Origin of the sequence: Mesobacillus maritimus, from assembly GCF_023715205.1 — a bacterium.
Classification (GTDB): domain Bacteria; phylum Bacillota; class Bacilli; order Bacillales; family Cytobacillaceae; genus Mesobacillus_B; species Mesobacillus_B maritimus_C.
Window position 1 is genome coordinate 122,263 of sequence record NZ_JAMBNR010000011.1, and the last position, 14,038, is coordinate 136,300.

Below are 14,038 nucleotides of genomic sequence, written 5' to 3' on the forward strand. Positions count from 1 at the left end.
AACCTCCATCCTAGCTATTCATTATAAAGATGACAGGCTGTAAAATGCCCTTGTTTCACTTCTCGCCATTCAGGAGCAGCCGTACTACAAATCTCCATTGCATGCTTGCATCTTGTCCGGAACACGCATCCGGACGGGGGATTGATTGGACTTGGCACATCTCCTTCTAACACAATTTTCTCTTTTTTTACTAGTGGATCGGGAATGGGAATCGCCGACAATAGTGCCTGTGTATATGGATGCAACGGTTCATTATGAAGCGAGTCGCTATCGGTCAGTTCCACCATATGGCCAAGGTACATCACCAAAATTCGGTCTGAAATGTATTTCACCATTGATAAATCATGGGCGATAAACAAATATGTTAATCCGAGTTTTTCTTGTAGTGATTTTAATAGATTGACAATCTGCGCTTGAACCGATACATCCAAGGCTGAAATGGGCTCGTCACAAACGATAAACTTCGGGTTTAACGCAAGTGCTCGAGCGATGCCGATTCGCTGCATTTGCCCGCCGCTAAATTCATGGGGGAAACGGTGGAGATGTTCTGGGTTTAGCCCGACCAACTCTAGTAATTCTACGACGCGCTCTCTTCGCTTTTTCCCTCTGGCAGCACCATGAATATCGAGCGGCTCGGCGATAATATCCTCAACTGTCATCCGCGGATTTAATGATGAATAAGGGTCTTGAAAAATAATCTGAATTTCTCTTCGCAGCTTTTTCAATTCCGCCTTGTTGACTTGATAGAGGTTGGTTCCATTGTAATAAACTTCTCCTTCTGTTGGTTCATGCAGACGGATAATCGTTTTCCCAGCCGTCGATTTCCCGCAACCACTTTCTCCAACTAACCCGACTGTTTCACCTTCAAGTATGGTTAAATTCAGTTGGTCGACAGCCTTCAAAGGATGCTCTTTATAAAAGAAATATTTCTTTAAGTTTTTGATCTCAAGGAGTGGTTTTTTTACAGTTTTTGCCAAAAATCTCCCTCCTCAGTTCTTTGCCTTTTCTAGCTTCTTTTTTATCGGATGATGCAGCCAACAGGCAGAATGTTGTGCTCCTTGAACAAAGTCTAATGTAGGAGAGTGGTCTTTGCACACTCTCATCGCTCGTTCGCAGCGCGGGAAAAACGAGCATCCTTTTGGGGGATCCAATAAATCTGGTGGTGTCCCGATGATGGGTTTTAATTTTTCACGTCGGTCCATATCCAAACGCGGCATCGAGTTTAGTAAACTTTGCGTGTAAGGGTGAGAGGGGTTCGTGAAAATTTCATTAACTGAACCGGTCTCCACCACTTGCCCGGCATACATCACAACAACTCGATCACATAATTCCGCCACGACGCCTAGGTCATGTGTGATTAAGATAATTGAAGTATCGGTTTGTTCTTGTAGTTGTTTCATAAGCTTTAAGATTTGCGCTTGTATCGTTACATCTAAAGCAGTCGTCGGTTCGTCGGCGATTAATAGTTTCGGCTGACACGCCAAGGCAATTGCAATCATCACTCGTTGTCTCATACCACCTGAAAATTCGTGAGGGTATTGATTGATCCGTTTTTCAGGAAGGGGGATGCCTACCGTTTCAAGCATTTTTATCGCCTGGTTAAGGGCTTCTTGCTTGCTGATGTTTTTATGATTCATTAACCCTTCCGCAATTTGATACCCGACTTTCGTAGTGGGATTAAGCGAAGTCATCGGATCTTGAAAAATCATGCCGATCTCATTGCCGCGGATCTTTTGCATTTCTTTTTCTTTTTTATTTACCAGGTTGACGCCGTTCAAGAGAATCTCACCATTCTGAATCATTGCCTGTGGTGGCAATAGTTTCATAATCGTTTTCGCGGTGACACTTTTTCCACAACCCGATTCGCCTACGATGGCAATGATTTCACCAGGTTTGACATGAAAAGAAATGCCGCGAACGGCCTGCACTTCGCCTCCATAAGTTTTAAATGAGACTTGGAGATTCTTAATTTCTAGTAACTTCTCCATCCAACCCCCTCTTTCTATCGCATTTATTAGAGTTTTGAGGTATTCAGCGTCGTTGGGATCCTGTTCTATTCCAGTGCACAGCGACTAGGGTGTTAGGGACATTAGCAATCAGTCTAGATGGTTTAGCCACATTTCATCTAGTTGTTTGGTGTCGCATGGACACTTCATGGAGCACATTTTTTATGTCCCGAACCATTAGGTGTCGCATGACCACCTCATGGAGCACTTTTTTTATATCCCGAACTCATTAGGTGTCGCATGGACACTTCATGGAGCAGATTTTTCGTGTCCAGAATTCATTAGGTGTCGCATGAACCCTTCATGGAGCTCATTTTTCAAGTCCCGAACTCATTAGGTGTCGCATGACCACTTCATGGGGCCCATTTTTCACCCACCGAACTCATTAAGTGTCGCATGACCATCTCATGGAGCCCATTTTCCACCCACCGAACGCATTAGGTGTCGCATGAACCCGTCATCATCGCCTCAACTTCGGATCAAGCGCATCCCGTAATCCATCCCCAAACACATTAAATGCAAACATCGTAATCGAAATCAGCGCAGCGGGAATCAATAACTGATAAAAGTTTCCGATTAAAATACTTCCAAGTGCGTCACTTGCCATCGTTCCCCAGCTTGCTTGTGGGGCAGGAATGCCTAGTCCTAAAAAGCTTAGCGTCGCTTCCACAAAAATCGCGCTCGGCACGGTTAAGGTGATATTGACTAGAATCGGTCCCATTGTATTTGGAATCATATGTTTTCGTAGAATCCAAGAAGTCGAGGCGCCCATCGCATTGGCTGCTTGAACAAACTCGTTTTCTTTTAGCTGGAGAACTTGGCCCCTGACGAGTCGCGCCATTTGAATCCAGCCGGTAATCGACATCGCGATAATGATTGACCATAATCCGCGTTCAAGTACAATCATGATTAAAATGACCATTAACAAAAACGGAATCGCATACAGCACTTCGGCAATTCGCATCATGATGTTATCGACTTTTCCACCGCGAGAACCAGAAACACCTCCGTAAAAAACACCGATGACGAAGTCAATAAACGCGGCCATAAACCCAATAAACAGCGAGATTCTCGCACCATACCAAGCCCTTGTAAAAAGATCGCGGCCAGAGGAGTCCGTCCCAAACCAATGTTCCGCATTGGGGCGGAGGTTTTTCTTCGTGAAATCTTGCTCGTAAAACGTGTAGCCATTCAGATAAGGACCAATAAGTGCCATAATGATTAACAGAACAATTGTCACCAAACCAACCATTGCCAACTTATTTTCTTTTAACCTGCGCCAAACGTCTCCCCAGTAAGAGAGGCTAGGTCTTGCGATTTTCTCCGCTTCCTTAAAATCATTGTCAACTGCTTGAAACATGTCTTCTGATAGCTTCTGTTCTTTGTTCATTTGCGTTCCCCCGAAATCTTGATTCTTGGGTCAATCCATGTATAAGCCAAATCAACGATTAAAATTAAAAAGATGAGAATGGCGCTATAAAAAATCGTTGAACCAAGGATCACTGGATAATCGCGGTTAAAGATGCCTTTTACAAACATTTCGCCCATGCCTGGGATTCCAAAAATGCTTTCGATAATAAAACTTCCGGTCACGAGGTTGGCGATTAAAATCCCCAAGACGGTCACGACGGGAAGCATAGCGTTGCGAATCGCATGTTTCAGGATGACTTTATTTCGACTCAGTCCTTTTGCTTTTGCGGTTAAAATATAATCCTGACTCAACACTTCGAGCATGCTTGAACGCATTAATCTGGCAATATAGGCCATCGGCATCATCGCCAATGCAATCGAAGGTAAGACGGTATGAGACCATGATTTCCATGTCGCGACGGGGAATAGCTGCCATTCGACGGCAAAATAGTTAATCAGAATCGTAGCTAAAATAAAATTCGGAACAGAAATGCCAATGATTGCTAACACCATCGATAAATAGTCCGGCCATTTGTTGCGATTCAATGAGGCAATTACCCCGAAAATCAATCCAAATGTGATCGCAATCAGCATCGCTTGCGTACCTAAGTGCAAGGAAACAGGGAACCCGCTTTTAATATAATCATTAACTGAAATGGAAGAGGATTTTAATGATGGTCCAAAATCAAGTTGTAGCAATGATTGCAAATACAGTCCATATTGAACAAGTAAAGGTTTATCGAGATTATAATAGCTTTGTAGATTTTCATATACGGCTTTGGGCATCGTTCCTTCCTGGGCAAATGGATTGCCTGGGATGTTGTGCATTAACAGGAATGTTAACGTAATGATGACCCAGAGTGTTAGTAAAGCTAATCCGACTCTTTTTAAAGCAAACTTTAGCACCAGTTTCCCTCCGTTTCTATGAAGAATAAATCATCCTCTTCTGTTAGAAAAATCGGGGGATGCTGCAAGAGCATACCCCCGACAGAAGATGGCTTCTTATTCTATGTCTGCATAGATGAATTGAGGGTAACTGTTAATTGGTGTGTAAACGCCTGTTACATGTGGCTTTACTGTAAATGGCTTTGTATAGAAATAAACAGGAAGAATCGGCATTTCATCCATTAAAATTTTCTCCGCTTCATGCATCGCGTTCATGCGTTCTTCTTGGTCCATTGTCGTTTTAGCAACTTCTACCAATTTGTCGTATTCAGGATTGCTCCAGTTGGCATCATTATATGGGCCGTCTGTTACCCACAAATCAATAAACGTCATCGGGTCTACATAATCTCCAACCCAGCCTGCACGAGAAATGGTGTAGTCTCCTGCTTTTTCACGGTCAAGCTTCACTTGAAACTCGACGTTTTCGAGGGTCATTTCAACGCCAAGGTTTTTGCGCCACATTTCTTGAACCGCTTCGGCAATCGCTTTATGTCCTTCAGATGTGTTGTACGTTAATGTGAAATTCGGAAGCTGATCCATCCCTTCTTCCGCAAGTCCTTCTTCCAGAAGCTTTTTCGCTTCATCGAGGTTTTCCTCAAATAAGTTGCCAGTATTTTCTTGGTAGTCCCCTGATACATCCGGAATCCCAGGAGGAACAACGGAATAGGCAGGGATTTGCCCACCTTGTGCTACATGTTCCACAATCGTTTGTCTGTCAATGGCCATAGATAGTGCTTTTCGAACTTTTGGATTGTTAAACGGCTTCACTTCATTGTTGAAATTGAAATAATAAACAGCAAGGTCTGGACCTTTTACAAACTCAGGGTCATTGTTGGCAAGCAGCTGTCCTTGAACATCCTGTGGAAGTGGATACACTAAATCAAGTTCACCAGCTTGATACATTTGCCATGCTGTATTCTCATCATCAATAATCACAAAATGGACTTCATCAAGCTTGATTTTATCTTGCTCGTAATAATGTTCATTTTTTTCAAGCTTCATGCTTTCTTTATGTTTCCATTCTGTCAATTTGAAAGCACCATTTGATACATAGCTTTCGGCTTCTTGGTACCATTTAGGATTTTCTTCCTGGACTTTTTGGCTGATAGGGTAGTAGGTGTAGAAAGAGGTGAGATCGAGAAAGTATGGTGTAGGTTGGGCTAGTTTCACGACTAGGGTTTGGTCATCTTCAGCGGTTACGCCTACTTGATCTTCATCCGCTTTGCCTTCATTAAATTCTTGCCCGCCTTCTAAGTAATAAAGCTGATAAGCATAGGTGGAGGCTGATTCCGGATTCAGGGCGTACTTCCAAGCGTATTCAAAATCCGCTGCGGTAACAGGATCCCCATTGGACCATTTGATGTCATCACGTAAATGGAATGTCCAGGTAAGACCATCTTCGCTCGTTTCCCATTCTCTGGCCATTCCTGGGATGATTTCTCCTTCTGGCGTTTTCTTCGTTAGTCCTTCAAATGCATGCTCCAAAATCCATGAATCATGTGTTCCTTGCGCGGTGCCGGGGTGGAGGGAACCAGGTTCTGAACTATTATTTAGTCGTAGAATTTTAGGTCCTGTTTCCTCCGTTTTTTCTCCCGGGTCCGCAGACTCCTCTGGTGTTGACTCGTTGTTCGTCCCACCGCCAAAACAGCCAGATAAGACAAACACAATGCTGAGTAAAAAAATAAGAGAACGAGCTAGATTCTTCTTCAAACAAATCCCCCCATCGACTCAATTGGTTAATAGTGGAATGCTTAGTTTCCACAACTTAATCATATAGACATGGCTAGCAAAATATTACAAGGTTATTAAATTTTCAGGGACTAAGCATAAATTCAAGAAACAACCTATTAACGCTTTAAAAGATTAATGAAGGAAACCGGAAAAGATAGATTGTGGAACATTTTTCTGTGAAACAAGAAAATTCGGGGCGTCCCTGTGACTTTTTGTGATGCCTGAGTGAATTATATGGGGATGGACCAACTTTATCGATTGCTTGTTTTCGATATATCGATTAAAATTAGCGATATAGTGTAAATTTGATTTTTGGAGGATTGATCGATGAAGCGGCGTAGGGGGTTTATTCAGTTGGCGGTTTTGCATTTGCTTGGGGAGCGTTCGATGCATGGGTATCAGATTATGAAGGAGCTGGAGGAGCGGTCGGACGGGATGTATAAGGCGAGTGCGGGGACTGTTTATCCGGCGCTTCAAGAGTTGCTTGATAAAGGATTGATAGATTTATCAATGGATGAGCTTGAGAAAAAGACATATAGCATCAACAGTAAAGGGCAGCAACGTTTGGCAGAGTATGCCGAAACTGAGAAAGGGGATATCTGGGCAGAATGGCGCGAGCGCTTGATTTGGCGAAACTCGAAAGAATTTATAGAGTTAGAGGAAACCGTGAAAGAGTGGGAACACGAGCTGCGAAACGCAATGAAAAAATTGCGCAAACATCCAGAGAATACATCGGAACTCATTCAGCTATTAACGGAAACGAAAGATATTTTAAAAAGAGATTTTCGATAGATAAGGGGAACCATCATGCAATCGGTTAGAAAATTGCTTTTTTATTTAAAACCATATACGCTGTTTGCGATTCTAGGGCCATTTCTAATGTGTATTGAAGTGGCGATGGATTTGCTGCAGCCAACCATTATGCAAAAAATTATTGATGACGGAATCACGGCGCAAGATCATGCTTATGTGATCAAGCTTGGACTCCTCATGCTTCTTAGTGCAACGATTGGGTTAATCGGTGGTGCAGGAAGTTCTGTATATGCGTCGAAAGCGGCTGTGAATTTCACGACCGATATTCGCCGAGATTTATTTAAAAAAATTGAAATGTTTTCTAGTCAAAATACCGATTCCTTTGGAGCTGGTAAATTAATCACCAACGTCACAACAGATATTGCCACGATTCAATCGGCCCTCATTATGACGTTTCGTGTGTTTGTGCGCGGTCCATTGTTATTTTTTGGCTCCGTTGCGATTGTTTGGTTTACTGCGCGTGAGCTGTTTCCGATTTTACTTGTCAGCATTCCGATTTTGATTCTATTTATCTATTATTTTTCAAAAAAATCTGGTGCATTGTTTTTATATGTGCAAAAAGCGATGGATCAGGTGAATACGAAGCTACAAGAAACCTTGGTTGGGATTCGAGTGATTAAAGCTTTTGGTCGCCAGGAGGATGAAAAACAACAGTTTCGCACCATCAACAATCTATTAACAAAACGGAATCTGTCGGCGGAACAAGTCATTCTCACGCTTATGCCAATCATGATGTTTGTCGTGAATCTTGGCATTGTTGCGGGGATTTGGCTCGGGGCGATCAAAGTAAACCAAGACACAATGCAAGTTGGGGTCATCTTGGCGTTTATCAACTACTTAAACATCATGATGAACGGGTTAATGAGTAGTAGCAATGTATTGATGCAAATTGCTCGCTCGTTTCCTTCAGCGGATCGAATTGTGCAAGTATTAGAAACGAAAATCGACATTACCGAACCAGATCAGCCCGTTGCACATCAGCATGTCCGTGGTGAAGTAAGGTTTGAAAACGTCAACTTCAGTTATAGTAAAAATGGTGAATATGTGCTGAAAAACATCAGTTTCACTGCCAAAGCAGGTGAGACAATCGGAATTATCGGCCCAACTGGAAGTGGAAAATCGACGTTAGTCAAATTGATTCCACGTTTATATGATCCAGATTCTGGGACCGTTTATGTGGACAATGTTCCATTGAACAAGTTGTCATTGCAGCAGCTTCGTTCAAGTATTGGCTTTGTCCCTCAACAGGCAACGTTATTCTCCGGTCCGATTGAAGAGAATTTACGATTTGGAAAAGAAGAGGCAACGTTAGAAGAGATGCAACTAGCAGCTGAAACCGCTGTAGCAAGTGAATTTATTGATCGTTTAGAAGATGGTTACTCTTCACCTGTCTCCCAAGGCGGTACCAATTTTTCAGGTGGTCAAAAACAACGATTATCAATGGCTCGTGCGTTTATCCGCAAGCCAAGCATCCTTGTTTTAGATGACTCGACTTCCGCCATTGATGCGATTTCAGAAGCAAAAGTACAACAAGCTTTACAGCAGCAATATCCAGAGACAACGGTGTTTATCATTTCTTCGAAAATTTCATCGATCAAGGATGCCGATCAAATTCTTGTCATGGAAGACGGAAAGCTCGAAGCAGTGGGAACCCACGAGGAGCTGCTAAACAGCAGCAAACTCTATCAAGAGATTTACGCATCACAAAGTGGAAGGGAGGTTGCTGTTTCCAATGAGTAAAAATGATAACATTGTCAGCCGTGTTCGTGGTCCCAGAGGCGTAAGTGGGCCAGTTGAAAAAGCGATAGATTGGAAAGGAACATTAAAGAGAATCTGGCGTTATATCGAAAAGCAAAAAGCGCCATTGGTTGCCTCGATTCTATTTGTAATTCTCTCCACTTTATTAGGTTTAGTGGGACCTTATTTAATTGGTGTCATCGTTGATGAATACATCATTCCGAAAGATCTAGCTGGAACGATTCGCTGGCTGGTTGTTTTAGCGGTTGTGTATTTTCTGGTCGCGCTGTTCACATGGTTGCAGTCTTTTATGATGGTCCGTGTATCTTTGCAAACGATCCGCGATTTACGGCAAGACTTATTTGAAAAATTTCATTCTTTATCGTTACGCTTTTTTGACAAACATTCGCATGGCGATTTAATGAGTCGTGTCACCAATGATATCGAAAGCTTGAATGCAGCGCTCAACCAAAGTGTCATTCAAATTTTCTCAACCGTTTTAATGGCAACAGGGGTTACGATTGCCATGTTCTCCTTAAACTGGACTCTCGCGATTGTCTCGCTTTTGATTATTCCTTTGATGATGTTTACGACGAAAAAAATCATTAAATATAGCAGCAACTATTTTATCAAAAGACAGCGAGATTTAGGGGAACTCAATGGAATTGTTGAAGAATCGATTTCAGGAAGTGATGTAATTACCCTGTTTGGCAAAGAAGAGACGGTCTTTAACAAGTTTTCGGTAACCAATGAACGGTTGCGGCATTCGGCGATGAGTGCCGATATGGTATCTGGCTTTGTCGGGCCAACCAATAACTTTATCAACAACTTGGGCTTGAGTTTGATCATTGGGGTCGGTGCAGTGATGGCGGTACAAGGAATGACAACGGTTGGGGTGATTGCGGCCTTTGTAACGTATTCACGCCAATTTTATCGCCCCATCAACCAACTCTCTAGTCTTTTCAATATGTTTCAATCGGCGATTGCAGGAGCGGAACGAGTGTTTGAAGTCATGGACGAAAATCCAGAGATTGTTGATAAAAAAGACGCTCGGAACGTCGCTGCTTTTAAAGGAGAGGTGACGTTTACGAATGTTGATTTTAGCTATGAACCTAGGAAACCAATTTTAAAGAACATTCATTTTGAAGCCAAAGCCGGCGAAAAAATTGCTTTAGTCGGGCCAACAGGATCTGGTAAAACAACGATCATAAACTTACTAATGAGGTTCTATGACGCGACATCAGGAGAAATCAAGATTGACGGTTACAATCTCACGGATTATAAAGTGAGAGATTTGCGAAAACGAATTGGCATTGTGCTTCAAGATACGTACTTGTTCTCGGGAACGATTCTAGAAAACATTCGCTATGGGCGGTTAGAAGCAAGTGATGAAGAAGTCGTCAAAGCGGCTAAAATGGCGTCAGCACATCAATTTATCAAGCATCTGCCAAATGGCTATCAAACGCAGATTAACTCAGGTGGTTCGAATTTAAGTCAAGGACAGCGACAATTGCTTGCAATTGCGAGAGCGATTCTAGCAGATACGGACTTGCTGATTCTTGATGAAGCGACTTCAAGCATTGATACGCGAACAGAAGTGGAAATTCAAGAAGGCATCAACGAGTTAACAAAAGGGAGAACAAGCTTTGTCATTGCGCACCGTCTGAAAACAATCGAAAACGCCGATAAAATCTTGGTCATTCATCATGGTGAATTAATTGAAATGGGGACGCACAAAGAACTCCTTGAAAGAAAAGGATTCTATTATCAGATGTATGAACGGCAATTCGGGCAATCCACTACGAAAGAAGGCGCGTAGCTCCCGCCGTTCTTTCTTTTGGAAATCGTGAACGGAATTTAAGTATGGAGATTTGTACAAAATCCAACACTTGTCTTTTATCGCACAATTTCGATAACAATTCTATGAATCTATTCTTCATATATGTAATAATATAACTATATAAGCTTACAAACATCCTATTAAAAAAGTCATAGGGTGTGGTTGAAATTACTTAAGAGTAGTCTGTCACAATGGGATATCTTGGCCTTTTGTGGCAGGCTTTTTCACTATTGCAGGCTAAATTCTGAACCACTCGTGTTTGAAAAATCGATGTTTAAAAATAGATGAAAGGGTTGATTAGAAATTGGATGTCTTACGTTCGAAAATAACAGAAGTGTTATACGCCGTTATCCCGATTACGGGGATCGTGTTGCTATTACACTTAACGTTAAGTCCTCTAGACTCGTCTTTATTGATTCGTTTTTTCATCGGTGATCTTTTCATTATCGTAGGCTTAGCGATTTTTCTATTTGGTGTTGACATTGGGATTACTCCAATTGGTCAAGAAATGGGAAAAGGAATCGCAAAAACCAATAAAGTTTGGATGGTTGTGGTCGCTGGTTTGATTCTAGGTTTTTTCATTTCAATCGCTGAGCCTGACTTACATATTCTAGCGGGACAAATTGAAGCTGTCACCTCAGGAATGGTCTCGAAACTAAGCATTGTGGTCATTGTATCGATCGGTATTGCGGCGCTTGTTTCTCTTGGACTCGTTAGGATTGTGTTTAATGTTCCTCTTTATAAAATCTTATTCGGATTATACTTCATTATTTTAATTCTCGCTTTGTTTACTTCTCCAGAGTTTCTAGCCATTTCATTTGATGCGTCTGGTGCGACAACAGGTGCCTTGACGGTTCCATTTATTTTGGCTCTAGCATTAGGGGTGTCAGTTTTAAAAAGAGATAGTAAAGCATCAGAGAAAGATAGTTTTGGACTTGTGGCGATTGCTTCGACCGGTGCGATTATCGCTGTCATGATCATGAACATTTTTTCTGGAGCAGATGAAATCTCAGGAAGTTTATCACAAGTGAAAACGGCTTCTAACTCCATCATAGGTCCATTTTTGCAGAAAGCTCCAATTATCACCGGTGAAGTGCTTTTAGCCTTGCTGCCAATTTTAATTCTTTTTCTTGTATTTCAGAAATTTTCCTTTAAAATGACGAAGAAAACAGTTCGAAAAATTTTAATGGGGCTCTTGTTTACCTTTGTTGGCCTGGTGCTCTTTTTAGTTGGGGTGAATGCTGGTTTTATGGATGTCGGCAGCGCTGTTGGATATAAAATTGCCTCTTTAGATCATAAAGCATATGTTGTTATCGTAGCGTTTGTATTAGGATTAGTAACGATTTTGGCTGAACCAGCTGTCCATGTGTTAACGCACCAGATTGAAGATGTGACGAGTGGGTATGTAAAAAGAACAGTCGTCATGGCGACATTGGCATTGGGCGTCGGACTCGCAATCGCTTTGTCGATGTTGCGCATTCTGATTCCAGAATTGCAATTATGGCATTATTTGCTTCCAGGGTATGCCATTTCCTTAGCCATGAGCTATTTTGCTCCAAAGCTGTTTGTAGGAATTGCGTTTGATTCTGGTGGAGTTGCCTCCGGTCCCATGACGGCAACGTTTATCTTGGCATTCGTTCAAGGAGCCGCGGAAGCCATTGAAGGTGCCAACGTCTTAGTCGATGGATTCGGCATGATCGCGATGGTTGCGATGACGCCAATAATCGCTTTGCAGATCTTAGGGTTTGTTTTTAAATTAAAATCGAAAAAAGGAGGATTGGAGAAGCATGCTGGTTAATTCGAAGGTGGCGGACTTTGAACTAGTTTGTATCATTGTGAATTTCGGGCTAGGAAGCAAAGTTCTGCAAACCGCAAAAAAACATGGCATAACAGGAGGAACGGTTCTGCTCGGAAAAGGGACCATTAAAAACCGCCTGTTGGAATTTTTAGCTTTAACAGATGTTCGCAAGGAAATTGTCATCATGGTTTCGCATAAAAACACCGTTCATGAAGTGCTAGAACAGTTGGATAAAAAATTTAAATTCAGCAAACCGAATCACGGCATTGCCTTTACGACCTCTGTTAGTCATATTGTTGGGGCAAGTAGCTATAAAAGTGATGAGATTAAAGAGGGAAGAGGTGCAGAAGCCATTATGTACCACGCGATTATGGTGATTGTAGAAAAAGGAAACGCCACAGATGTGATTGATGCAGCGAATGAAGCAGGATCCAAAGGTGGAACCATTATCAACGCCAGAGGCTCAGGAATTCATGAAACAAGCAAATTGTTTTCAATGGCCATCGAACCAGAAAAAGAAGTCGTCATGATCTTGTCCGAAAAAGAAAGTACCGAAAAGATTGTCTCCTCGATTCGCGAAAAGCTTAAAATTGATGAGCCAGGAAACGGGATTATTTTTATTCAAGATGTGAATAAAACCTATGGACTGTATAGTTGAATTTAATTATTCAAAGGAAATAAACGTGAAAAATCCCGCCCGGTCAATCAGCACCAAGCGGGTATTTTCGTTTATCGGTGAAACATTATTTTGTGAACCAAGAATCTTCGGGGCGTCCCTGTTACCCTTCTTCTTCCTCCTGCTCTTCCAAGAACTGCTTCAAGGTTTCAGTGTTTTGGTAAAAATCCACTTCTAATCCTTCTCCAAGTGTTTCGTGTCGTTGGTTTTCGAAGGTTCCGTTTTTAGGGATACGGAGTGTTTCAATCTTGCTGTTATTATTGGTTAAGATGTTTTTTCCCACCGATAGCAGCGTAGTGGTTTCGATATTGGTATCGACGTATGTATTGAAAATGTCTAATAGCTCTGGTAGCTTGACGACACTATGTAAACCGACGGCTTCCTCTTTTAATTTGCCGATCACTTCCTGCTGTCTTTCCACGCGACCAAAATCGCTTAAACGATCCTGGCGGAATCGAACATACCCTAGTAGTTCTTTGCCGTGCAATTGTTGCGTGCCTTCCTCTAAAGTCATTCCAATTCCATCCGACATCTCATATGGAATATCCACTTCAATTCCTTCTGGAACAAGGAGATCGACTGCTTTTTCAAACCCTTTAAAATCAATAATCGCATAATAATGCAAATCAAGGCCAAAATTTTCTTTAATCGTTTTTCTGAGTAATTCAGGGCCACCATAAGCGAAGGATGAATTTAATTTCTGCTGTCCATATTCAGGAACAGTCACAAACATATCTCTCATCAGCGAAATCAGCTTTGCTTCTCCCGTTTGTGGATTGTAATGGGCAACCATGATTGTGTCTGTTCGCGCTTGGTCTTCTCCCCGAGAATCGCTTCCTAAAAGTAAAACATTGATAGGTTCCTCTAGTTGTTTTTCTTCCCCCTGAAATGGATCCTCTACTGCTTCTGCCGTTTTCTGGGGAGGTTGAAGTGCTTGAAATGTGTCATTTACGTAATGCATGGTTTGAATGAGACCCACACAAAAAATCATGAGTATTAAAAAGGCTACAACGACCCGACCCCATTTCACTTTTAACCTTCTTTTCTTTCTCTTTCGTGCCAAAGTTTGCACCACCTAATTG

The 14,038-nt window shown here is 42.0% G+C and carries 11 protein-coding genes; 5 read left to right on the forward strand and 6 right to left on the reverse strand.

Annotated elements, in window-relative coordinates:
- Positions 1–14 precede the first annotated feature (14 nt).
- The 5 genes from M3182_RS16665 to M3182_RS16685 form a co-directional block, all read right to left on the reverse strand.
- Complete coding sequence (locus M3182_RS16665) at positions 15–977, reverse strand: ABC transporter ATP-binding protein (RefSeq protein WP_251559105.1); 963 nt, start codon at positions 975–977, stop codon at positions 15–17.
- A 12-nt stretch (positions 978–989) separates the two neighbouring features.
- On the reverse strand, positions 990–1,988 hold the full coding sequence (locus M3182_RS16670) for an ABC transporter ATP-binding protein (RefSeq protein WP_251559107.1): 999 nt from the start codon (positions 1,986–1,988) through the stop codon (positions 990–992).
- Between the two features lie 478 nt (positions 1,989–2,466).
- Positions 2,467–3,396: an ABC transporter permease gene (locus M3182_RS16675; RefSeq protein WP_251426102.1), complete on the reverse strand. Its 930-nt coding sequence runs from the start codon at positions 3,394–3,396 to the stop codon at positions 2,467–2,469.
- Positions 3,393–4,322, reverse strand: a complete 930-nt coding sequence (locus M3182_RS16680; RefSeq protein ID WP_251426103.1) for an ABC transporter permease — start codon at positions 4,320–4,322, stop codon at positions 3,393–3,395. The genes M3182_RS16675 and M3182_RS16680 overlap by 4 nt, the downstream gene beginning before the upstream one ends.
- A gap of 96 nt (positions 4,323–4,418) precedes the next feature.
- On the reverse strand, positions 4,419–6,071 hold the full coding sequence (locus M3182_RS16685; RefSeq protein ID WP_251559110.1) for a peptide ABC transporter substrate-binding protein: 1,653 nt from the start codon (positions 6,069–6,071) through the stop codon (positions 4,419–4,421).
- Positions 6,072–6,419: 348 nt separating this feature from the next.
- On the opposite strand from M3182_RS16685, the gene M3182_RS16690 reads away from it, so the two are divergent.
- The 5 genes from M3182_RS16690 (at position 6,420) to M3182_RS16710 (ending at position 12,938) form a co-directional block, all read left to right on the forward strand.
- Positions 6,420–6,884, forward strand: coding sequence for a PadR family transcriptional regulator (locus M3182_RS16690; RefSeq protein ID WP_251426107.1), 465 nt, complete (start codon positions 6,420–6,422; stop codon positions 6,882–6,884).
- A gap of 15 nt (positions 6,885–6,899) precedes the next feature.
- Positions 6,900–8,645 carry an ABC transporter ATP-binding protein gene (locus tag M3182_RS16695; protein WP_251559112.1) on the forward strand — a complete coding sequence of 582 codons (1,746 nt, stop codon included), beginning with the start codon at positions 6,900–6,902 and terminating at the stop codon, positions 8,643–8,645.
- Positions 8,638–10,461 (forward strand): ABC transporter ATP-binding protein, encoded by a 1,824-nt coding sequence (locus M3182_RS16700; RefSeq protein ID WP_251559114.1) that lies wholly within the window; start codon positions 8,638–8,640, stop codon positions 10,459–10,461. The genes M3182_RS16695 and M3182_RS16700 overlap by 8 nt, the downstream gene beginning before the upstream one ends.
- A 325-nt stretch (positions 10,462–10,786) precedes the next feature.
- Positions 10,787–12,280 carry a DUF1538 domain-containing protein gene (locus tag M3182_RS16705; protein ID WP_251559116.1) on the forward strand — a complete coding sequence of 498 codons (1,494 nt, stop codon included), beginning with the start codon at positions 10,787–10,789 and terminating at the stop codon, positions 12,278–12,280.
- On the forward strand, positions 12,270–12,938 hold the full coding sequence (locus tag M3182_RS16710; RefSeq protein ID WP_251426115.1) for a P-II family nitrogen regulator: 669 nt from the start codon (positions 12,270–12,272) through the stop codon (positions 12,936–12,938). The genes M3182_RS16705 and M3182_RS16710 overlap by 11 nt, the downstream gene beginning before the upstream one ends.
- Positions 12,939–13,059: 121 nt before the next feature.
- On the opposite strand, the gene M3182_RS16715 is transcribed toward M3182_RS16710, so the two are convergent.
- A complete protein-coding gene (locus M3182_RS16715) occupies positions 13,060–14,028 on the reverse strand; it encodes an LCP family protein (RefSeq protein WP_432806716.1) in 969 nt (322 codons plus the stop codon).
- Positions 14,029–14,038 lie beyond the last annotated feature (10 nt).

What these genes read in the sequence shown, in the direction of transcription:
- M3182_RS16670 (WP_251559107.1), bottom strand. Translation starts at nt 1,988, where the DNA reads ATGGAGAAGTTACTAGAAATTAAGAATCTCCAAGTCTCATTTAAAACT.
- M3182_RS16675 (WP_251426102.1), bottom strand. Translation starts at nt 3,396, where the DNA reads ATGAACAAAGAACAGAAGCTATCAGAAGACATGTTTCAAGCAGTTGAC.
- M3182_RS16690 (WP_251426107.1), top strand. Translation starts at nt 6,420, where the DNA reads ATGAAGCGGCGTAGGGGGTTTATTCAGTTGGCGGTTTTGCATTTGCTT.
- M3182_RS16695 (WP_251559112.1), top strand. Translation starts at nt 6,900, where the DNA reads ATGCAATCGGTTAGAAAATTGCTTTTTTATTTAAAACCATATACGCTG.
- M3182_RS16700 (WP_251559114.1), top strand. Translation starts at nt 8,638, where the DNA reads ATGAGTAAAAATGATAACATTGTCAGCCGTGTTCGTGGTCCCAGAGGC.
- M3182_RS16710 (WP_251426115.1), top strand. Translation starts at nt 12,270, where the DNA reads ATGCTGGTTAATTCGAAGGTGGCGGACTTTGAACTAGTTTGTATCATT.